Genomic DNA, 21,746 nt, shown 5'->3' with positions numbered 1-21,746 from the left:
TTCAGTTGTTCATAATCTTTATCGGCAGGACAAATCAACATAATGATATGGAAGCTTTAATTCCTCCAATAGTACTTTCTCCCTGTTATGGCAGCTGAATAGTAATATCTGTTTTCGGTCTGCAATCTGCATTAAGGCGTATTTTACGCGGTTGTCATCATAAAGAGCAAAGCTGTCATCCAGTATAAGAGGCATCTCATTCTTTCCAAGCAACAGATCTGCCACTGCAATTCGAAGGGCAAAGTAAATCTGATCCATTGTTCCGGCACTAAGCCTATCTAATATAATATAATTTCCGTTCCAGCCTGCTTTTACTTCCAGCTTCTCGTCTATTTTAAGATCCGTATATTTTTCATTCGTTATATCACCAATGATGTCAGAAACTGCTTTATTAAGCTGTATTCCAAAGCTGTCATGAATGTCCGTTGATAGCTCCTGTATCGTTGCAAGAGCCAGCTTAACAGCACAAAGCTCTGTGTTATTCTCTCTTTGTTTTCGCTCCAGAGTATTAAGAACAGCCTTATTCTTTAAGAGCTTCGCTTCGTTGTCTTCTAAGGCTGTCAGTTCCCATTTTAACTTTTCGATTTGAAGCTTACAGTCATCATATTGTTTACTGGCCTCTGAATGTTTAGATGATTGTTCCAGCTTTCTATGATGTATTTCATCCTGCAGTCTCCTTATGGCATCGTTTGAAAGCTCTTCCTCCCTGATAAAAAACTGGATATACTTCATAATGGCATCGTGCAATAGATCTCTGTTGTCATCCAATTCATTTTTCCGGTAGTATAGTTCCTTTAACTGTTCCTCTTTATGAGTTAAGGCTAACGTATTTTGCAAATTTTCTGCCTGCTTTAGGGTAAGCTCCTCCGGTGTGGTTACTTTGTTTTTATATAAAATTTCACTCAATCTATCTTTTGCCTGGGATAGCTGTACGGACAAAGACTCGATATTACTATCCTTTTGATTGCTTTTTTCCTTGCTCTTTTTATGTAACAGAGAGACGAATAATCCTACGGTACAGACAGAACCGATTGACATAAATATTCGGCTACTCACAGTCTCTGCCGCCAAAAAGGATAATAAAATCATTACGAACGCCAGACTAATGCCAATCCCATAGCTTCGTAGAGCTGCTGCCTGTAAAGCGGCTTTCCTCTCATTATAAAGTCTCGTTAGATTTAGCTCATACTCAGGAATAGCAGCCTTAAGCCTACCGGATTCCAGAATATCTTCCTGTAGCTCTTGAGAGGCTTGTCCCGTCTTCTTCCAAAGGTTGATTACCTCCGTTAACTCGCTTATTTGTTTATCCAAATGTAAGCTACTTAATGTCATTTCCTGATAGATATGGTACTTCTCCAAGATGGCAGGAAGCTGATCTATACGCATTCTTTCCTCCCGATCCTTCTCAGTATCCGCTTGGTCAATTATCTTCTTTAGTTCCTGTTCCTTACCCAACAGTTCTTTTAACTGTAGAGTAAGAGTATCCATCCTCTCTTCCTTCATAAGTCCTTCTTCAATCTCTGTTTCTATGCTCTTCTTGAAAGACGTATCCTTACTAATCGCATTTTCCAAAGATTTCTTCTTCTCAGATAAGGTGCTGATAGCTTGTGTAACATTCACTTCCTTCGCTTTTGCCATAGATAAATTAGCAATATAATTGCGAACCTCTTCTGCCAAACCAGCATCGGTTTGCGCTTTTAGCTGCTCGATGCTAACCGTGTTTTTAAAAGCTGTTTCGGTCAGGCCCGGTACTATCTCACTAATCAGTCCTTCCTTCAGTTTTATCTCCCTACCTGTTGTTAAATCCAGAACAGTGAAGTATTTATCGTTTGCATGAAAACTCCGTTGCAGTCGGTATTCTCTCTCTCCGATTTGGATGTCCATAGTGCCTGCATAAGCTCCGGGATAATCCCAGGGCAGATATCTGGTATAGGTATCCTCCTTTGAAGCTGCCCCTCTACCCCGCATACGATCAATCCCAAAGAGCATTCCCTTAATAAATGCATGTATCGTAGATTTTCCGGCTTCATTATCTCCATAGATTAAATTAATCCCGGGCTTTAGGTCTATCTCTTTTCCCTGAAACTTTCCAAAATGACTAAGTTTAAGCTTTTTTAATTGCAAATACACCAATCCCTTTCCTTATCCACTATTCCCTGGCATTAAGAAGTGCTTCCAGCCCATAATATAACGCCTTTTTCGCAACTTCATCCTGCTCTACATTTTCCCTAATTCTTCGAATGAATAAGCCAATCATATTATCCTCGTTTTCCTGATAGAGTTGATCGAAATCATAATCCGGTACCGTTTCATCCGTAACTTCCAGTACATTCCCTAAGGATAATAAGGCCTGTTTATCAAAGTGGATATCTTCCTCCCGAAAGCCCCTAATCGTAAATTGATATATATGTTGACTACCCTGCTTTTGAATCAACAGTTTGGTCTTGTCTACCAAAGAACCGTTGGTAGTATTCTTATCTATCATAAGGTCTAATCTCTTATATTGTCGTAGGGAACCAGGGATAAAACGGATCATTGTCTTTTTGATAGGATCTAATGTGATTTCACCCAGAATATAACCTCTTTCCCCAGTCTCATTTTTATCCAGGGGTTCTAAGGATCCCGCATATGCCATCTTTTCACCAACAATCTCTGGTTTATGGATATGACCCAATGCAATATAATCAAATCCGGATACGGATAGCTTCTTACGGTTCATCGGAATATTCTTTTCATCACCACCGTGGGCTAAAAGTATCTGAACTTTGTCTTGTTTCCCGACTTTTAAAGAGTCATAAAGCGGTTCTGTGATGTCCCTGTTATGGTAGCTAAGCCCATAAATCTCCGTATTAAGTTTCGGTAGTTCTATCACATCAATCTCTTCCTTTATAAACATATGAACCCGCGCGTCCCACAAAAAACCCGGATAATAGGATCTGGGTCCAATGTAATCGTGATTCCCGGCCATAAGAACCACCTCTGCGGTTTCTATTTTGCTAAACAGGTAGTTAACCTCCTTAAGATCCCTCAATCTCGGCTGTTTATGAAACAAATCTCCTGCAATAAGTAGAAGGTCAACCTTATTCTGATTGCATAACTCTATCACATTATATAAGCTGTCCCAGAGTTCCTTTTCCCGATCAGCACCCCAAGGCATGTCAGAATCCGGTGTCGCGCCAAGATGCACATCTGCTATATGTATAAACTTCATAGAGACCTCCTAACACAATTCATTATTTATAACAGCGTAATATACAATAATTTTTAAGTATATATTTTACTTATTATATCACAGGCATCCTTGTAACTGCAATAAGTCAATCGAACATTTATTCTGTATTATACATGGATTTGACTCTTAGTTAAATAGCTTAATTTATGTAGTTACCTGTACGTTCTACAGAAATCCTTTAAAATCTTTCATATTTTTAACTTTATCTTCTACATAGAACAATTTGGTAAATACACTTGACGCACTCTTAACTTAACAGTATAATCATCAAAAGCTTAATTCGTATGAAGGGGGTAATTTTAGCATGACAAAATTAATCAAACCACAGCACTTAAAACCCGGAGATAAGATAGCCACCGTAAGTCTCTCCTGGGGAGGCGCGGGAGATCCGGAACTTTTATGGCGCTATCAATTAGGAAAAGAACGCTTACAGGATTTGTATGGGTTTCATATAGTTGAAATGCCCAATACTCTTAAAGGCAGTGACTATCTATATCGTCATCCTGAAAAAAGAGCACAGGATTTACTTGATGCTTTTGCTGACCCTTCCATCAAAGGTATCTTTTCCTGTATTGGCGGAGATGACAGCGTTCGTATGCTACCCTTTATCGATTTTGAAATTATTCGCAAAAACCCTAAAGTGTTCTTAGGATATTCCGACAGCACGATCACACATTTTATCTGCCTGAAGGCCGGGCTTTCCAGCTTCTATGGTGCCTCTATTTTGGCTGAGTTTGCTGAAAATATTCAGGTCTATGAATATACTAGTACATGGATTCAAAAAGTCTTATGCGATCCAAGTCCGATCGGGGAAATCCCTGCTGCCACCATGTGGACCGGTGAACGTATGCCCTGGCTTGAAGAAAATATGAATAAGGCAAAAAAGCTATTAAAGAATCAAGGCTATGAATTCTTACAGGGAACCGGAAAAGTACAGGGCCACTTAATCGGTGGTTGTATTGAAGTTCTGGAAATGATGAAGGGTACCACCCTATGGCCTTCCGATAATTATTTTAAAGATGCCATTTTATTCTTTGAAACATCAGAGGATATGCCGGATCCCAGCCTCATCATCTATTGGCTAAGAAATTATGGAACCCTAGGTATTCTACAAAATGCAAAGGCTGTTATATGGGGAAAGCCCTATCAGGAAAAATATTATGATGAATATAAAGCTAGTATCAAAAAAGTAATCATTGATGAACTGGGACTTACAAATCTTCCTATTATCTACAATATGACCTTCGGTCATATTGAGCCAATGACCTGTCTACCCTTCGGTGCTTTAGCTGAAATCGACTGTGATAATCAAACCTTTAGTATTCTTGAATCCGGTGTGATTTAAAAGAATATGCTAGCGGAAGTATTGATATACAAGAACAATATTTTGTATACAAAAAATCAAGTCACAATTAGAAATATATGTTATTATGTCATTATACGGTACCGTTATATTGTAATAGTAATTCTTTAGGAAGGTGGTTACTTTTGAAAAACTTCTATATACTAACGGATGCAATTAATTATATTGAGGACAACTTGTGTAATGATTTTACATTAGATGATATAGCAGCTTCCTGCTATTCTTCTTTATCAGGCTTGAAAAAACTATTTCGTTATGCATTACATCATGGATTAAAGGAATATATTTCAAAACGAAGGATAACCCATGCTGCTCATGATTTGCTAAATACAGATCTGTCCGTAACCGAGATTGCGATGAAGTATCAATATAATTCTCCCGAAGTATTTACAAGAGCCTTTTCAAAAGTATGGGGTACGACCCCTTCTGCCTTCAAGAAACAGTGGAAATTCTCCGGAATTTTCCCACGAATTTTATTCGAATATGACGGAGGCGAAATTATGAGTAAAAAAAATGTGGATTTATCTGAGTTGTATGATTTATTAAAAAGCAGAACCAACAGTTATGTATTATGTTTTGATATGATTTGTTTAAAGCCAATCAATGACACCTACGGCCATGAAGCCGGTGACAAAGCGATTCTAGAATGCCTGCGGAGAATTGATACCTTATCGGATGACAACTGCATCTTATTCCGTATTGGCGGCGATGAGTTTGCACTGGTAACCGATCTGCAGGATCCCAAGAAAGTGGAAGTCCTGGCTAAGAGAATACTTAAGGAAAACGGTCAGCCAATTCTTTACAGCAATACAGAAATACCAATTGGAATGAGGATTGGATGTACGCGAATTGTAGGAAGTAATATAAGATACAGTAATCTCTATGCGAATCTTTATCAGGCCATAGAAGGTGCCAGGGATAATAATGAATGCTATTATATAGCATGATTTTAACTAAAATAATATAAGACTACCCTTAGAATTAATCTATTCTTAAGCAGCTCCCTTATTGTATGAGAATATCCGCTATGATAATCCTTTTACCGGATGTTTTCTTATAATAGGTGAGTTGCTTAATTTTCTATTTATATCTAAGTTTATATATACCTCTCAAATTTCTTATAGATAAGCCTATCTTTCAATATACACAAACATACATTGTTAATAAATTGTATAAATACAGGTATTTTTTCTTTTTCCTATTGACAAAGCTTCTTTTATGTAATATATTACATATTAATAAGTAACATATTACCTATTGAGGAGGTGACGTATGAAACTACCTGATAGAGACAGCGAGCATTTGGTTTTTGGCTTACTCTTCCTACTTTCTAACAAGTTACAGACTTTAGGCGATACTTTCTTCGAGGAGGTCACTACAAAACAGTGGTTTATCTTACTGGTATTAAAAATCCTTTCAGGCAATGAACCAACGCTAAACGAATTATCCGACGCAGCAGGAAGCTCCCGACAGAATGTAAAACAAATTATATTAAAACTGGAGAAGAAAGGGTTTGTAGAGCTAAGGAAGGACGAAACCGATGGTAGAAAATTCAGAATTAAAATGACTCCAAAATGTGAAGAGTTTAGTAATGCTTATGCCCAAAAAAGTATAGAGTTCATGAAAAAACTATTTGCAAACATAGACGAAACAGATCTTAACACTACATTAAAAACACTAAATAGGTTGCAAGAAAACTTGGAGAGGATGGAGAATGAATATGTATAACAATAGAAAAGCCGTAGTAATTTATCGCTCTAAAACCGGATTTACCAAAAATTATGCCCAGTGGCTTGCTCAGGATTTAAACTGCGAGCTCATCAATGGAAAAAAGGTTAAAATCTCTGATTTACAAGGATATGATACGATTATTTACGGTGCCGGCTTATATGCTGCCGGAATCAGTGGCATCAAACTGATTACAAAAAATTATGAACAGCTAAAAGATAAAAACCTGCATGTATTTGCTGTGGGAGCTACGCCGGTTCGGGAGGAAACCACCGAGGAATTAAAAAATATGAATTTTACCGAAGAACAGCGTAAAAAGATACATTTTTACTACCTGAGAGGAGGTTTCGATTATACAAGACTTAGCCCCCTTTACCGATTTTTAATGACCCTGAAAAAGCTTCAGCTGAAAAAAGTTAAAAATCCGGATGCGGATGTCAATGGTATGCTGGCCAGCTATGACCATCCCTTGGACTTTACCAAAAAGAAGTATATCGAGCCCATTGTTAATGAAGTTATGAACTCTTAAAGCATCGTAGTAACTACGTTTTTATATCTGACTTAAATCATATTTTCGGCAACATACCGTTAGAATATAAGAAAAAATTAAATTATTTTAAAGGAGATCAAGATGGAAAAGAATAGAAAGAAAGGGCTTCTCACAGCAATCTTAATTTTGATGGTGGTTATAGTTGTAGCAGCTTTTGTAGTTCTTAAATTAGTTCAGAATAAATTAAACAGTTTTGAAACTGTGAATTCTACTGACTTGGATTTGACAACCGTTGAGGACGGAACCTATACCGGTAGCGCAGACGGGTTTATCGTAAAAGCAGAGGTGGAGGTTACGGTAAAAGATCATGTAATAACCGATATAAACCTTCTGTCACATGACAGCGGAAAGGGTCAACCTGCCGAGGTAATTGTGGAAGAGATAGTAAAACAAAACAGCCTGGAAGTGGATGGAGTAAGCGGTGCAACCCATTCCAGCAATATCATTAAAACAGCAATCTATAATGCTTTGAAAAATCAATAGACAAAAATTTTAGTTAACCAAGTTTTATTCTTTTCAGTTCATGATAGTCAACTCTGTGATTAGCAATTTCATTTTCTAAAAGAATATAAGGCTAGAACTAATTGTTTGTCAGGTTAGAAATATAATCACCCCTGTATTATTAAGGCAAACTGACTTTGATTACATCGGATTAGCGCTATGAAAATCACAGCTTATCGATGTAGCAAAAGTTCAGAAACTTAAAACAGGGGTGATTTAATTGTTAAAGATATAGAATCCGTAGGAAACTTCAAATTTACATTTCCTTTTTAACCCCAAACTTACCTGAGGCTTTTACTTTACTATCGAACGGATCCTTCTTCCAAACCAGATTCCGATACATCTCATGGGTTCCTGTGGATGCCAAACCGCTGATTAAACCACCAAGTAAAATCTCCGGTGTAAACTTCCATCCATTAATCCAAACATTTAAGATGGTACCTGCTATTGCCATAATCAGAGGTATATATTTATTAGGTATAAAGGAAATGCTGTGTTTTATAATATATCCTAAGCATAAGCAGATTGCCACTACGATAAGAACTATGTATTGAGATAAAAAGTCCATAATTACCCTCCCTTCTAAAGATATATCTATTTTACGCCAGCCTAAGTTTTCTCAAGAAAAAACCCATTTGTATCATTCTTAACCCTTATGGTATAACAAATATATCTTATATATAGAAATCATATGTATTTTTCACTACTGTAATGAGTATAACTTTCGTTTGAGATAAAATATAAAAGGACTGAGTCCGGTTCAATACCGAATTCAGCCCCTAGGACTAGCTTAGTCAAAACGCCCAACATTTGGTGTTAAGTTAATTTCGATGGTCTGTCTTTCATATAATAAAATATTACATACCGCATTTTTTTACAATTTTTACTTGAATTTAACTGCAGTTCCGTATGCCATAACCTCGGCTGCACCTTGAGTAACTGTGGCTGAAGCATAGCGAATATTAATAATAGCATCTGCCTGGAGCGCCTCTGCCTCAGCTACCATACGTTTTGTTGCAAGTGCTCTTGCAGTATTCATCATTTCCGTATAGGATTTCAATTCTCCGCCTACAATCGTTTTGAAACCTTGTGTGATATCACGACCAATATTTTTAGATTGGATCGTGCTGCCTTTCACAAGACCTAACATCTCAAGTTCTTTACCGGTAATATAATCAGTATTTACTAAGATCATCTTCCTCACCACTCCTTATTTCTTTGATTCGTTCTACAAGAACGTATATGCCAACCCCTGCAAAAAACAAAGGGATTATGCCGCCCAATAATTTGACATACATAGGGATACCGTCAATAAATATTAATAGACATGCAAACCCTATATAATATAATAATATAAAAATCGTTATTAGTATCGGAGCGATCATCTTTTTCATATGCATATTGTTACCTCACACAAATAAACTGTTATAAGTAAAGCCACTTGAATTTCATGTTATTATGGTAATTTCTTTTCTTTGGTGCTTCCTATATTCTTAGGATAACCCAAAGCAAAGTTTTTTACAATGGTTTTCTGGTTTATAAAATATATACTAACTTTAGGTTTCTGTTATACGGCTACAAGCTGTATTACCTCTTTCTATTGCTAGAGGTAATACAGCAAACTTCGAATGTAACCTGAATTCATCCAACATCTAGCTTGTAATAAGGATACGGGATACATAAAAACAGGATTTTTTCATATTACCTATGTTCTTTTTAGGTTAAAAGCTTAGAACGGTAATTATGCAAAAATCCCATTTTTATGTGTTTATATATCAGATATATCAGTTTATTGAAATCAACCCTTATGCTTCATTTCTGATCATATAATCAAATGCGCTTAATGCTGCATTCGCTCCGGATCCCATAGAGATGATGATTTGTTTATACGGACTATTCATACAGTCACCGGCTGCAAAGACTCCTGGAATGCTAGTTGCATTATGATCATCCACAACTATCTCACCCATTCTATTGCGTTCGAGGGTATCCTTTAACCATTCTGTGTTGGGTACAAGGCCGATTTGAACAAATACACCTTGTAGATTAATATGCTGTTCCTCACCGGTTTCACGCTTTTTATAGTTAATCCCATCCACCTTATCTGTGCCGGTTATCTCTGTTAACTGAGCGTTTTTTATAACGCTTATGTTCGAAAGACTGTAGAGACGTTTTTGTAATACAGCATCTGCCTTTAGCTCAGGCATGAATTCAAGTACCGTAACATGTTTTGCGATTCCGGCCAAATCAATCGCTGCCTCAATGCCGGAATTGCCTCCGCCGATGACTGCAATCTCTTTTCCTTGAAAGAGTGGTCCATCACAGTGAGGACAATAAGCAACCCCTTTATTCTTAAATTCGGCTTCACCCGGTACTCCGGTATTACGCCAACGGGCTCCTGTAGCGATAATAACCGTCTTAGCCTTTAAGACCGAACCATTTGCTAAGGTAACCTCTACGTATTCGTTTTTCTTAATGCTTGCGACCTGTTGAGCTGTTATGATATCTACATTATAATTTCTTACATGGGCTTCTAAATTATCAGCAAGCTTTGGTCCTTCAATATATGGAACACTGATTAGGTTTTCAATTCCTAAGGTATCCCTTACCTGTCCGCCAAATCGCTCTGCAACAATTCCTGTACGAATTCCCTTTCGAGCCGCATAGACTGCAGCGCTACATCCGGCCGGACCACCTCCAACCACCAATACGTCGAATGGTTCTTTTTCATCAAATTCCATTGTATCAGGAGCACTACCCAGTTTCACAAGAATTTCATCCAGCGTCATTCGTCCACTGCCAAAAACTTCTCCATTAAGGTAAATCGATGGTACTGCCATAATGTTTTTACTCTCAACTTCTTCTTTGTAAGCAGCTCCGTCAATCATAGTATGAGAAATGCTCGGATTTAAAACACTCATTAGGTTGAACGCTTGCACTACCTCCGGACAATTATGACAGGATAAACTAATGTAGGTTTCAAAATGGTAGGTTCCTTTAATATTCTTAATTTGATCTATTGTTTTTTGATCCGCTTTCGGCGCTCTTCCACTTACTTGTAATAACGCTAATACTAGCGAAGTAAACTCATGGCCCAGAGGAACTCCTGCAAAAGTTACTCCGGTATCCTCACCGACCCGATTAATACAAAAGCTCGGTGTCCTAGGTAGAACTGTCTGCTCTATCTTAATTTTAGAAGACATGACCTGTAATTCTTGGATTAATTCTGTCATATCCTTCGATACCTGATCTGCTCCTGCACTTACTTTAATCAGAACCTCATCTTCCATTAACTTAAGATACTCAGACAGTTGTACTTTAATCTCACTATCTAGAACCATAATGAACTCCTAGATCTTTCCTACAAGATCCAAACTTGGCTTCAGAGTTGCAGCTCCTTCTTTCCATTTTGCCGGGCAAACTTCACCAGGATGATTTCTAACGTACTGCGCTGCTTTGATTTTACTTACAAGAATATCTGCATCACGTCCAATATTTCCTGCGTTAATCTCAACAGATTGGATTACACCATCCGGATCAATGATAAAAGTACCGCGATCTGCAAGACCGTCTTCTTCGATTAAGACATCAAAGTTACGAGATAGCGTATGAGAAGGATCTCCGATCATGATATAGGTTAATTTACCGATTGCTTCTGAGCTATCATGCCAAGCTTTATGGGTAAAATGTGTATCCGTTGACACGGAATACACTTCTGCTCCCAGCTGCTTCAGCGCTTCATAATTATTCTGTAAATCCTCTAGCTCTGTTGGGCAAACAAAGGTAAAGTCTGCCGGATAAAAGCATACAACGCTCCACTTTCCTTTAAAATCCTCTTCCGTAACCTGAAGAAACTTTCCATTCTGGTAAGCCTGTGCTTTGAAAGGCTGTACTTGTTTTCCTACTAATGACATAATCAATACCTCCATATAATAATTTTATTGTTAATGATAATAGTAATCATTACTGATATTATCAATATAGTCCTTCAATATTCATTTGTCAAGTACTAAAATTGAATTTAAAGGTAAAAAGAATATGTTTGGGTTTACTCTTTTTATATATTCCCATCCATACCGATCTATTATGCATTACTATAATGACCGCTAACCAAAAAAATGATTATCCTCAACCGTCCATAAATTTATTATTTCCAAATCAAGTTAAAATCGTGTCAACGCTTGACATCCACCATTTTCATGCTATACTAAATAAGTCGCAAACCAATACAAATCAATGGTTTTGGCAAATCTTACAACGTCAGTTCGAGACCTTCCTGACGAAGGGATTATCACAAAACAAAGGAGTAATCCCTTAAAACAAAACTAAAGGAGAATGAAAAATGAATAAAAAAACGATCTTTATCACACAGGCTGCAGTAATTGCGGCCCTCTATACCGTGCTGGTATTAGTATTTCAGTTTTCCAGCTTCGGTCCTATCCAGTTTCGAGTAGCGGAAGCCTTAACGATCCTGCCTTATTTCACTCCGGCAGCGATACCGGGAGTAGCTATCGGGTGTTTCCTTAGCGCTATTCTATCCGGTGCAGATGTATTGGATATCGTATTCGGTTCTCTGGCAACCTTATTTGCCGCTCTATTATCCTATCAGCTAAGAAGGAGTAAATTCTTAGTACCCATACCCCCTATCCTTGTGAATGCTTTGGTCATTCCCTTCGTATTAAAGTATGCATACTTTGAGGCCGATCCGGTTCCCCTTATGATGCTGACTGTCGGAGCGGGACAATTATTTGCAGCCGGAATACTGGGAATGGTTTTACTCTTCGGTCTTGATAAGGTAAAGCATGTAATATTTAAAAATAATTAATCGAACATATTATGTTAAAAGAAATAATTAGGTCTGTAACAATGATATTAATAAGATAGTTTTCTTATAAAGAATATCTCCGTAAGCGATATTACTGCTGCCGGAGATATTTTTTTGTTTTCAACATTTACATTAAATACCATCTAAGCTATAATTGAAATTACACTTCACTGATAGAAACGACATGGAATTTTGTATAAAGCTATATCACTCTTTCTAAAATTGATTTGTTAACTTAGATTATATATAAACTATCCTAAATGGAGGTAACCATGGACCGGTTAGCAATTACTGCTCTACATAATCAATTTGAATCATCTTATCAGATGTTAGATAACCTTATTCAGGTGATACCGGAGGATAAATGGTATTCCAAATATCACGATATCCCCATGTGGAAACAGGTATTTCATATATTATATTTTATTGAGTTTTGGATCCGCCCCGAATATAATGACCGTGAATTTCGGTGCATGAAATTCGATGAACGGATCAGTCCTGAATTAGATGTACATACCGAAGGGGATATATCCATCTCCAAAGAACAGATGTTGGAATATCTTAATAATATTCATTTAAAAACCTTACAGGTGTTTGAAGAATTACAGGATAAGGATTTAGGCGAACCAATCATTAACGGAGTTGATAATTACACCTATCTTGATGTAATTACCGGTCAGATTCGACACATCATGTATAATATCGGCTACTGTAATGCATGTTTAAGAGAGCATGGACTGCCGGAATCGGACTGGTATTCCTATAATGAAAAGGACTAATCTGAAATACTCCTTTATATAAATTCCTCTTTATATGAAATTCAGAATATAGTTAAGTTCTATTAAATTTCGAATGGAAATTTTTAGATAACCACAGAAGAAAAAACAGAATAGGAGTACTGAAATATGCAAACATCATTTTACCAAAAAATCGAGAATTATATGCTACAGAATATGACGGACAGCGCCCATGATAAGGAGCACGTATACCGGGTGCTATATGCGGCACTAGATATTGCTAAGCAAGAAGATGAGGTTGATATGGATGTCCTTATTATAGCCTGCCTCTTACATGATATCGGCCGTGAAGACCAGTTTAAAGATCCAAGCCTTTGCCATGCAAAGGTAGGTAGTGAAAAAGCTTATTCCTATCTTACATCCAACGATTTTCCTGAAAAAAAAGCTGCTCATATAAGGGATTGCATCCGAACCCACAGATATCGGAGTGATAATCCTCCAAGCAGTATTGAAGCAAAGATCTTATTCGATGCGGATAAGTTAGATGTTACCGGCACTATAGGAATCGCCCGTACCTTTGTATATAAAGGAATTGTAACCGAGCCCTTGTATACCGTTGACCCCGATGGCAATGTCCTGGACGGTACTACCGATACAGAGCCTTCCTTTTTTCAGGAGTATAAATTTAAGCTTGAGAATATCTATGGATCCTTCTATACCAAACGGGGCTATGAAATTGCCAAGGAACGGCAACACTCTGCTGTATCCTTCTATAACAATATGCTAAAAGAAGTAAGAGACTGCTACTCGAAAGGTCAGATATACCTGAAGGATAATTTAGAATAAATGAATTGTATAAGGCACAGCTTTATTCAGCAAATACACAGGAGGAGCATTCATGCCACTAGATTTTTCTCATATTCTTGGAAAAAAAGTAAAAGGTATCATTGATCGGCCTATCGGCTGTACTCATCTCAACCGTTTTTCCGGTTTAACTTATCCCGTTAATTATGGATATGTGGAGGATGTGTTTGCTGCTGATAGCGAGGAACAGGATATATACTTTTTAGGAACCGATCACCCTTTATCCACATTTGAAGGTGTTGTGATCGCTGTTATCCACCGTTTAAACGATATTGAGGATAAATGGATTGTGGCACCAGAGGGTATGACTTTTACTGATGATGAAATCATACGTCAGATTGAATTCATGGAGAAACATTTTGATATAGAGCTATATCGTTAGAATGATACACGTAAGCACTCTATGGGGATATTACGTATAGCTATAGGATAATCTAAATTCTTTATAATGATTAAGAATACTATATTACAACTGACTCATTAATTTATCTAATCGAATGCATTGAATGAATGGAGGATTATTAATATGGCGAATAGGGAATTTCGAAAGCTCTTACCATCAGACCTTAACCTTGTTTTACAGATGAACTGGGATTTTAGGGAGGGTTTTACTCATGAAAGCAGTGCAAAGAAGTTTTTATCCAATCCGATGAATTGGATCTATGCCTGTATACAGGACAACCAAATCATTGGCTTTGCCTATGGATATGAATTAAATCGATTAGATAACAAAGGAAATATGCTATACATACATGAAGTCGGAGTTTTGGATTCATATCAACGACAGGGTATTGGTTATCAATTACTAACCGATCTCAAATACTTATGTAAAACCACCGGCATATGCCGAATTTTTTTATTTACTCAAAAACATAATACTGCTGCCTGCGCCTTATATGAAAAAGTAGGCGGTAAGAAAACTTCTGACTCTAGGGATGATGATATTACCTATTTTTTTAATGATTTTGACGACATTTCTGATAAACTAACGCAAATACTGACCTGTTCTAACTGATAATACCTTCATTCCCAAATCCACCAATTGATCAATTCCAAATAAATGTAAATTTAATCTTATGTTCGATTGAAACATATGTTCGCCTATGTTAAAATAGTGGTAAATTTTGCTTCTCGAGTAACATGGAGGTACCTATGAGCATTTCAAACGACCCATATCTACAATGTCCCAGCTACGAAGCTAACCATTTTATAATAAGACAAGTGAAGGAAGATGATGCTAAGGACTTATTAGCCTGTTATTCCGATCCAGTTTCGGCTCCTTATTTTAACAGTGATAATTGTACCAGTAATTTTGTTTTTCACACAGAAGTCGAAGTACTATCTTGTATCAGATTTTGGCTTATGGAGTATGAGAATAAAAACTATGTGCGTTTTAGCATCGTAGATAAGATAATTAATAAGGCAATTGGAACAATTGAAATATTTGCAAAGGAAGGCACCTTTCATGAATCCGGCAAGGTCGGCATATTAAGACTTGACTTGGCATCCGAATATGAAAACAGAGAAGATATTGGTGAAATTTTAGATTTAATTAACGATACTTTCTATGAAACTTTTCATGTAGACTCTATCGCAACAAAAGCTATTCCGGAAGCAGTTCAAAGAATAGAAGCCTTAAAAACTAGGCGATTTATAGCATTAACCTCTGGTAACATAGTATCCTATGATAACTATTTTATAGCCGCAAAACAAAAGCAAATAAACATCTCTCAATTAGATATATAGATAGGTTCATAAAATCAAGAAAAGTAGGAAGGTGAATGATATTGGTACATCACATAGAAAAGATTGCAACATCACACGGTGATAGGTTAAAGGTAATACCAATTGACCGATTACAGGATCTTAAGTTAACTATCGAACAATTTAAAGAAAATGAAGACTTAAATAATTTCCAACAGTGGATTATCGATAAACTGTACCGTTATAAGCTTCCAAATACCGATTTTACAATTAACTCTATTCTCCTCCTTGCAATTCATCATCCCTTTTATGCTAAAGTTAATTTTTATAAAGGCGGAGAAAAATATACTTTTTTAAGTCTGGTACGATCCAATTTTGAAGGGGCAGAGGCTTATCTGATACAATATGCCAAGGATAATGGCTATCATATAAAAAAGGCGAAAAATTTACCCTTAAAAAGATTAGGGGTACACAGTGGTTTGGCAAAGTACGGCCGTAATAACATTACCTATATAGATGGTTTCGGTAGTAATTTCTCATATGCGGCATATTTTTCAGATCTGCCTAGTATAGAAGATACTTGGGGTGATATGGATCTCTCAAAAACCTGCAGTAAATGTAATTTATGCATAGATAGCTGTCCTACCGGAGCCATCCGAAAGGATAGATTTTTAATTGATAACCAAAAATGTCTCTCCTGTATCAATGAAATAAAAGGTGAGTTTCCCGAATGGATCCCATTAACGGCACATCATACTTTGTATGACTGCCTAATTTGTCAACGCGTATGTCCTATGAATCATAAACAGTTAGGAGATGTGCTTGATCCTATCTCATTTACAGAGGAGGAAACCAATCTACTGTTAAAGGGGGAATCCCTTACCTCTTTCTCGGAAGAAGCAAAATCTAAGATTTACTTGCTGGGAATTCATGAATGGTATTCTGCTATACCAAGAAATCTACAGATATTATTTGAACATTATAAACCATAACATATGGTGAACGCATTTATATATTAACAAACCAATAAACGAAAAATACGAGGAGATAAAATCATGGAGCGAAGAGATAAGACAAACTATTATTTAGACTTAGCCGAAGTAGTATCCCAGAGAGGCACTTGCTTGCGTAAACGTTATGGGGCTGTGCTTGTTAAAAATGACGAAGTGATTTCCACCGGATATGTAGGCGCACCAAGAGGACGACAAAATTGCTCTGATATCGGTGAATGTATACGGGCAAAGCTCAATATACCCAGAGGCGAACGTTATGAGATGTGTCGCAGCATACATGCTGAGGCTAATGCTATCATAAGTGCTTCAAGGGATAAGATGATTAGCAGTTCCTTATATTTAACCGGTTTTGATATTGAAACAGATGCGTATGTTGAAAACGCAAGCTGCTGCTCTATGTGTAAACGAATGGTTATCAATGCCGGTATTGAAAAGGTCTATATCCGGGACACGAAAAATACCTATCGAATGATTGAAGTTAATGATTGGATTGAGGATGATGAATCTCTTAACGGTGTTTTTGGTTACTAACAAAATATATGAAAACCAAGAAGAAACTTTTCAATATTAAGAATATATAGACATATTAAGGATGTCTTTTATGAAAGATATTAGGGTGATTAACATACCACCTCTGAAAGTAGTAAGCTCTGGAGCAATCACTTGGTTAAGCTTTCAACGAGTGATAATAATTCTGTAGAATGTTACGATATGTGTCCTGTGTTAACACCAAAGATTTTCAAGGAAAAATGGGGTATCATTTATCTGATGTTTTTGTTCCTATTGTAATAAAATAAGAGGTATAGTATGCAACCAATTACATTAAAAGCGATACAAGAAATCAAATTTCTAAACAAAGAGTGCTCTGAGGGTTGTCATATTAAAACGAATGATATTCGAAAGCTATCAGCCCGATTGTACCAAACTATTAAGGCTAAATCAATACAATCTATGCTTCCCCTTTGCGAAGAGTTGTTAGAACAACGGGACTGGGCACTAGGTGTCATAGCATATGACTGGGCCTATCGCATTAAAAAACACTATAGTATAGAAACCTTTCCTATCTTTGAGGCCTGGTTGATTAAATATGTCCGGGGTTGGGGAGACTGTGATGATTTTTGTACCCACGCCTTCGGTGAATTGCTATGTCAGTATCCGGAACTGATAGAATCTATAATCCCCTGGACCCATAGAGAGGAATTTTGGTTACGAAGAGCCGCTGCCGTGATATTAATACCAGCTATCCGAAAGGATAAGCTTAATAAAGCCATACCCTTTCAGATCTCAGATCTTTTACTTATGGATGAACATGATCTGGTTTTAAAAGGTTATGGATGGATGCTTAAGGTATTTTCTCTTAAGGAACCGGGAATGGTTTATAATTATTTAGAAAGTCATACAGACGATATGCCAAGAGTTGCTTTTCGTTATGCACTGGAAAAACTGGACAAGCAGTTAAGAACAGAATTGATGCAAAAATAATACTATAAATAAAGGTGGAAAAAAAGATGAATTCTTTTTCAGAAGTTAAAACATTTCAAGTAAAACCGGATAAGGTTGATGAATTTGAAAACTTAATTAAAACTATAGTAGAAGAGCAGAAAATACAATGCGGTTGTATCAACGCTAAATACTTGAAACGATTTTATATCTTTGATGTAATCGGAGAATTACCTAGAAAATTAACGAAGATTGTAAAATGTGTAAGGTATTATTCCTTTTGGGAATTCGATACGATAGAAAACTATACGGCTGCCACAAATTGGTTTTTTAAAAAATATAACAAGCAAATTAATAAATGTCTCATCATGCCCTTTGAAATTAATTGCGGTGATACACTGTTATATTAATTCTTAGAAAAAGCCTGCCGATGTATTATTGATAAATCAGCAGGCTTTTTGAAAACAACATAAAATTTGAATTTGAGATTCTTCATATTTGGGAAAGACATTAAACTATAAGCGCTTTCCAGGCTTTCGAATTACTAGTTATATCTCATATCAATTATTATAACTCACAATTGTTAACCGTCCTAGGGAACGGTACAACATCACGGATATTACCCATTCCGGTCAGGTACATTACACAACGTTCAAAGCCAAGTCCAAAACCTGCATGTCTTGCTGTACCGTATTTTCTAAGATCAAGGTAGAATTCATAATCTTCTTTTTTAAGGTCCATCTCTTCCATACGTTTCACAAGCTTATCGTAATCATCTTCTCTCTGGCTTCCTCCGATAATTTCACCGATACCGGGCACCAGAAGATCCATAGCAGCAACGGTCTTGTTATCTTCATTAAGCTTCATATAGAAAGCTTTGATATCCTTAGGATAATCGGTTACAAATACAGGTTTTTTAAATACCTGCTCTGTCAGATATCTTTCATGCTCCGTCTGAAGATCACAGCCCCAGGTTACCTTATAGTCGAAGTTATCATTATTCTTTTCTAATAATTCAATAGCTTGGGTATAGGTTACATGTCCGAAATCTGAGTTAGCCACAATCTGTAGACGCTCTAAAAGTCCTTGATCAATGAATTGGTTAAAGAACTTCATCTCTTCCGGTGCATGTTCTAAAACATAGTTAATAATATATTTTAGCATTCCTTCCGCCAAAGCCATATCATCCTTTAAATCTGCAAATGCAATCTCCGGTTCAATCATCCAAAATTCCGCAGCATGACGAGTCGTATTGGAATTCTCAGCACGGAAGGTAGGTCCGAAGGTGTAGATATTCTTAAATGCCATAGCATAAGTCTCACCGTTTAACTGACCACTAACCGTTAGATTGGTCTCCTTACCAAAGAAGTCCTGTGTGGTATCAACCTTGCCATCTTCTGTTCTGGGAAGGTTCTCCATGTCTAGAGTTGTTACCCGAAACATCTCCCCGGCTCCCTCAGCATCACTGCCTGTGATAATGGGAGTATGAACATAAACGAAATCCCTGTCCTGAAAATATTTATGAATTGCGTAAGCAACTAAGGAACGGACACGAAATACCGCTTGGAACGTATTTGTTCTGGCTCTTAAATGGGTAATGGTTCTTAAGTATTCCAGCGTATGTCTCTTCTTTTGCAGTGGATAATCTGCCGTGGACGCTCCTTCTACCATCACTTCCTCAGCCTGTATCTCAAAGGGTTGCTTTGCTTGCGGTGTTGCGACTAATTCACCGGTTACGATAATTGCTGAACCAACGTTTAATTTTGAGATAACATTAAAATTATCTAATGTATCATGATAAACAATCTGTAGTGTCTCAAAGTAGGTTCCATCATTCATAACAACAAAACCAAAGGTTTTAGAGTCCCTGATACTACGAACCCAGCCACCAACTTTAATCTTTTTGCCGATATAGCTCTCTTTGTTACGATATAGTTCTCTGATCTCAACTAATTCCATACAATAAACTCCTTTGTCTATATATAATTAAGTATTTCTTTATCTTGTACTTTCTTCTATCTCTTAAACGTTCCATCTTAAGTTATGATTATTTATTAAATACTATTTTACTTATATTCATCTATTCATAGATTGTTTCTATTGCTTTACTGCAACTAAATTACCAACACAATTAGTCTTCTTGTTTATAAAAACTGTGCGAGACTATTATATCACAAGTTTCCTATATTACAATAGTTTACCTTTTTCTATGATAATAATTATGATTTCATAATTATTCTTTGCAAAGTTTATTTTAGTCAATAAATAAGTAAAATAATATCTGTATTATTGCCTGAAAGCATCGTCTCTATTTTCCTTTTTCAAACTATCCTTCTAAGGAAAGACTGCAACACGGAACTTATACTCCTATCTTCTGCCTGCAGATAATGGATGGGCTCATTAATCTTCTCCAGAGTATGCGCATCCGAATTTGTGATAAATAAGCAGCTTGTAAGATAAGGATTATTATTCTTTAACTCTTCTTTCTTACTTATATCCATAATTTCAACACAGGAAAACTTTGATTCCGGAGGGATAAATCCAAGATTTGACAAAAGACTGTTAGAGCTCTTATCAATATGAGCCGGAATATAAATTCCTTGAAATTCTTTCATAATTGATTCTAAATCATCAAAGGAAATATCCGTAGCATTAATTAATAGATATGGCTCATATCCAATGATTTTGTCGTCTGTATCATATAGCTCCTGCTTACCAAAAATCATTTCATCATTGGGAATTTTCATAAGTCTTTCAGATACATAAGAATCGAATCTTAATGCATCCTCTAAAGTGGTAAATAAGCATAGTACATGGACCTCTTCCATGGTACACAGCTCCATACCCGGTATCGCAACAATATTATTACGCTCTGCCATGTCTAAAACAGCCGGACAGTTTTTACAGGAGTTATGGTCTGTTACAGCAATAACATCCAGATTCTTAAGCTTTGCCATATGAACGATATTCGCCGGGGTCATATCCTCATCTCCACATGGAGATAGGCAGGAATGGATATGAAGATCATAAGAGAGACTAAGCATGCAGCTTTTGATAAACCATCAGAGCAGTCTCAAATATCGGGTTCTCGGTTAACAGAACCGTTACTCCCTGCTCTTTTGCTTTTTGATAAGCCGCATCATCCAATCGACTGCCCTCCGCCAGGATAATGCAGGCTGCATCGGCTAAGGTTGCTACTGCCAGTGTATTTATATTAGCCATGACTGTTACCCAGGCAGCGCCTGCCGGCATTCTCCCCATGGCGATACTAAGTAAATCACAGCAAAAGGGTATGGTAACCTCCCTGTCCGTATGATTGCCTTCATTCATTACCTCAAAACCACATTGATTAATAAGCTCATTTACCTTCATCATTTTGATATTAAGAAACAAAAACCATATAAATTAAATTTTTTAAGAGATGTTGTGCCTCATGATCCCTATTTAAATTATAGATTAATTTCTTAATTAACCTCCTTATCTATCTTAATATATATTACTTGAACAACCAACATCCTATCAATATGTATTTATGACCGATAGAGCAGCGTAAAAATAATAAGATATGCACTGATTACCGCCATAAACTTATACGGGGTAGCCTCCTTTTCCGGCTTTTTAATAGCATAAATAATTCCCATCACGAAAGTTAATGGGGTAAGCCATATGGTATAGATTCCCAAATCAACTAGGATGCTCATTAAATTCATTACTTAATTCCTCCTGTTTTTATACATTTGATATATCCGTCACTTCATATGATAAATGTAAATTAATTTTATAGTTTAG

General features: G+C 36.7%; 26 protein-coding genes. 15 read left to right on the top strand and 11 right to left on the bottom strand.

What is annotated here, in order from left to right; genetic code table 11:
* Positions 1–18 precede the first annotated feature (18 nt).
* Positions 19–2,124 (bottom strand): ATP-binding protein, encoded by a 2,106-nt coding sequence (locus I5677_RS14525; RefSeq protein WP_197662364.1) that lies wholly within the window; start codon positions 2,122–2,124, stop codon positions 19–21.
* A gap of 25 nt (positions 2,125–2,149) precedes the next feature.
* Positions 2,150–3,211: a metallophosphoesterase family protein gene (locus I5677_RS14520; RefSeq protein WP_197662363.1), complete on the bottom strand. Its 1,062-nt coding sequence runs from the start codon at positions 3,209–3,211 to the stop codon at positions 2,150–2,152.
* Positions 3,212–3,536: 325 nt separating this feature from the next.
* On the opposite strand from I5677_RS14520, the gene I5677_RS14515 reads away from it, so the two are divergent.
* From I5677_RS14515 to I5677_RS14495, 5 genes are all read left to right on the top strand, one after another.
* Entirely contained in the window at positions 3,537–4,577 is a 1,041-nt protein-coding gene (locus tag I5677_RS14515; RefSeq protein WP_197662362.1) for a S66 family peptidase, read from the top strand.
* A gap of 143 nt (positions 4,578–4,720) precedes the next feature.
* Positions 4,721–5,542 carry a diguanylate cyclase domain-containing protein gene (locus tag I5677_RS14510; RefSeq protein ID WP_197662361.1) on the top strand — a complete coding sequence of 274 codons (822 nt, stop codon included), beginning with the start codon at positions 4,721–4,723 and terminating at the stop codon, positions 5,540–5,542.
* A gap of 325 nt (positions 5,543–5,867) precedes the next feature.
* Positions 5,868–6,323: a MarR family winged helix-turn-helix transcriptional regulator gene (locus I5677_RS14505; RefSeq protein ID WP_197662360.1), complete on the top strand. Its 456-nt coding sequence runs from the start codon at positions 5,868–5,870 to the stop codon at positions 6,321–6,323.
* Entirely contained in the window at positions 6,316–6,852 is a 537-nt protein-coding gene (locus I5677_RS14500) for a flavodoxin domain-containing protein (RefSeq protein WP_197662359.1), read from the top strand. The genes I5677_RS14505 and I5677_RS14500 overlap by 8 nt, the downstream gene beginning before the upstream one ends.
* A gap of 102 nt (positions 6,853–6,954) precedes the next feature.
* A complete protein-coding gene (locus I5677_RS14495; protein WP_197662358.1) occupies positions 6,955–7,356 on the top strand; it encodes an FMN-binding protein in 402 nt (133 codons plus the stop codon).
* 274 nt (positions 7,357–7,630) lie between these two features.
* Here the strand turns inward: I5677_RS14495 and I5677_RS14490 are convergent, their stop codons facing one another.
* The 5 genes from I5677_RS14490 to ahpC all read right to left on the bottom strand — a co-directional run bounded on the left by I5677_RS14490 (position 7,631) and on the right by ahpC (position 11,288).
* Complete coding sequence (locus I5677_RS14490) at positions 7,631–7,942, bottom strand: phage holin family protein (RefSeq protein WP_197662357.1); 312 nt, start codon at positions 7,940–7,942, stop codon at positions 7,631–7,633.
* Between the two features lie 315 nt (positions 7,943–8,257).
* A complete protein-coding gene (locus I5677_RS14485) occupies positions 8,258–8,569 on the bottom strand; it encodes a YbjQ family protein (protein WP_197662356.1) in 312 nt (103 codons plus the stop codon).
* On the bottom strand, positions 8,550–8,774 hold the full coding sequence (locus tag I5677_RS14480) for a hypothetical protein (RefSeq protein WP_197662355.1): 225 nt from the start codon (positions 8,772–8,774) through the stop codon (positions 8,550–8,552). Before I5677_RS14480 ends, I5677_RS14485 begins: the two co-directional genes overlap by 20 nt.
* Before the next feature lie 405 nt (positions 8,775–9,179).
* Positions 9,180–10,715 carry an alkyl hydroperoxide reductase subunit F gene (ahpF, locus tag I5677_RS14475; protein WP_197662354.1) on the bottom strand — a complete coding sequence of 512 codons (1,536 nt, stop codon included), beginning with the start codon at positions 10,713–10,715 and terminating at the stop codon, positions 9,180–9,182.
* A 9-nt stretch (positions 10,716–10,724) separates the two neighbouring features.
* Positions 10,725–11,288: an alkyl hydroperoxide reductase subunit C gene (gene ahpC, locus I5677_RS14470; protein ID WP_197662353.1), complete on the bottom strand. Its 564-nt coding sequence runs from the start codon at positions 11,286–11,288 to the stop codon at positions 10,725–10,727.
* A 428-nt stretch (positions 11,289–11,716) separates the two neighbouring features.
* Between ahpC and I5677_RS14465 the strand changes: the two genes are divergently transcribed.
* From I5677_RS14465 to I5677_RS14420, 10 genes are all read left to right on the top strand, one after another.
* Positions 11,717–12,199: a QueT transporter family protein gene (locus I5677_RS14465; RefSeq protein ID WP_197662352.1), complete on the top strand. Its 483-nt coding sequence runs from the start codon at positions 11,717–11,719 to the stop codon at positions 12,197–12,199.
* Positions 12,200–12,471: 272 nt separating this feature from the next.
* Complete coding sequence (locus tag I5677_RS14460; RefSeq protein WP_197662351.1) at positions 12,472–12,978, top strand: DinB family protein; 507 nt, start codon at positions 12,472–12,474, stop codon at positions 12,976–12,978.
* A 126-nt stretch (positions 12,979–13,104) separates the two neighbouring features.
* Positions 13,105–13,782 carry an HD domain-containing protein gene (locus tag I5677_RS14455; protein WP_197662350.1) on the top strand — a complete coding sequence of 226 codons (678 nt, stop codon included), beginning with the start codon at positions 13,105–13,107 and terminating at the stop codon, positions 13,780–13,782.
* Positions 13,783–13,834: 52 nt separating this feature from the next.
* Entirely contained in the window at positions 13,835–14,182 is a 348-nt protein-coding gene (locus I5677_RS14450) for an inorganic pyrophosphatase (RefSeq protein ID WP_197662349.1), read from the top strand.
* 144 nt (positions 14,183–14,326) lie between these two features.
* Positions 14,327–14,815 carry a GNAT family N-acetyltransferase gene (locus I5677_RS14445; RefSeq protein ID WP_197662348.1) on the top strand — a complete coding sequence of 163 codons (489 nt, stop codon included), beginning with the start codon at positions 14,327–14,329 and terminating at the stop codon, positions 14,813–14,815.
* Between the two features lie 137 nt (positions 14,816–14,952).
* Positions 14,953–15,546: a GNAT family N-acetyltransferase gene (locus tag I5677_RS14440; RefSeq protein WP_197662347.1), complete on the top strand. Its 594-nt coding sequence runs from the start codon at positions 14,953–14,955 to the stop codon at positions 15,544–15,546.
* Between the two features lie 35 nt (positions 15,547–15,581).
* Positions 15,582–16,496 carry a 4Fe-4S double cluster binding domain-containing protein gene (locus I5677_RS14435; RefSeq protein WP_197662346.1) on the top strand — a complete coding sequence of 305 codons (915 nt, stop codon included), beginning with the start codon at positions 15,582–15,584 and terminating at the stop codon, positions 16,494–16,496.
* Positions 16,497–16,559: 63 nt separating this feature from the next.
* The gene (locus I5677_RS14430) at positions 16,560–17,048 is read left to right on the top strand and encodes a deoxycytidylate deaminase (protein ID WP_197662345.1); all 489 of its coding nucleotides are present in this window, start codon (positions 16,560–16,562) and stop codon (positions 17,046–17,048) included.
* Positions 17,049–17,324: 276 nt separating this feature from the next.
* Positions 17,325–17,999, top strand: a complete 675-nt coding sequence (locus I5677_RS14425; protein ID WP_197662344.1) for a DNA alkylation repair protein — start codon at positions 17,325–17,327, stop codon at positions 17,997–17,999.
* 26 nt (positions 18,000–18,025) lie between these two features.
* Entirely contained in the window at positions 18,026–18,367 is a 342-nt protein-coding gene (locus I5677_RS14420) for a hypothetical protein (protein ID WP_197662343.1), read from the top strand.
* A 157-nt stretch (positions 18,368–18,524) separates the two neighbouring features.
* Here the strand turns inward: I5677_RS14420 and asnS are convergent, their stop codons facing one another.
* The 4 genes from asnS to I5677_RS14400 all read right to left on the bottom strand — a co-directional run bounded on the left by asnS (position 18,525) and on the right by I5677_RS14400 (position 21,667).
* Entirely contained in the window at positions 18,525–19,916 is a 1,392-nt protein-coding gene (asnS, locus tag I5677_RS14415) for an asparagine--tRNA ligase (protein WP_197662342.1), read from the bottom strand.
* A 362-nt stretch (positions 19,917–20,278) separates the two neighbouring features.
* On the bottom strand, positions 20,279–21,001 hold the full coding sequence (locus I5677_RS14410; RefSeq protein WP_197662341.1) for a PHP domain-containing protein: 723 nt from the start codon (positions 20,999–21,001) through the stop codon (positions 20,279–20,281).
* The gene (locus I5677_RS14405; protein WP_197662423.1) at positions 20,994–21,329 is read right to left on the bottom strand and encodes a DRTGG domain-containing protein; all 336 of its coding nucleotides are present in this window, start codon (positions 21,327–21,329) and stop codon (positions 20,994–20,996) included. The genes I5677_RS14410 and I5677_RS14405 overlap by 8 nt, the downstream gene beginning before the upstream one ends.
* Positions 21,330–21,487: 158 nt before the next feature.
* Complete coding sequence (locus I5677_RS14400) at positions 21,488–21,667, bottom strand: hypothetical protein (protein WP_197662340.1); 180 nt, start codon at positions 21,665–21,667, stop codon at positions 21,488–21,490.
* Between the last annotated feature and the right edge of the window lie 79 nt (positions 21,668–21,746).

Origin of the sequence: Mobilitalea sibirica (assembly GCF_015999265.1) — a bacterium.
Lineage (GTDB): Bacteria > Bacillota > Clostridia > Lachnospirales > Lachnospiraceae > Mobilitalea > Mobilitalea sibirica.
This window is presented reverse-complemented; position numbering and strand designations above follow the sequence as displayed.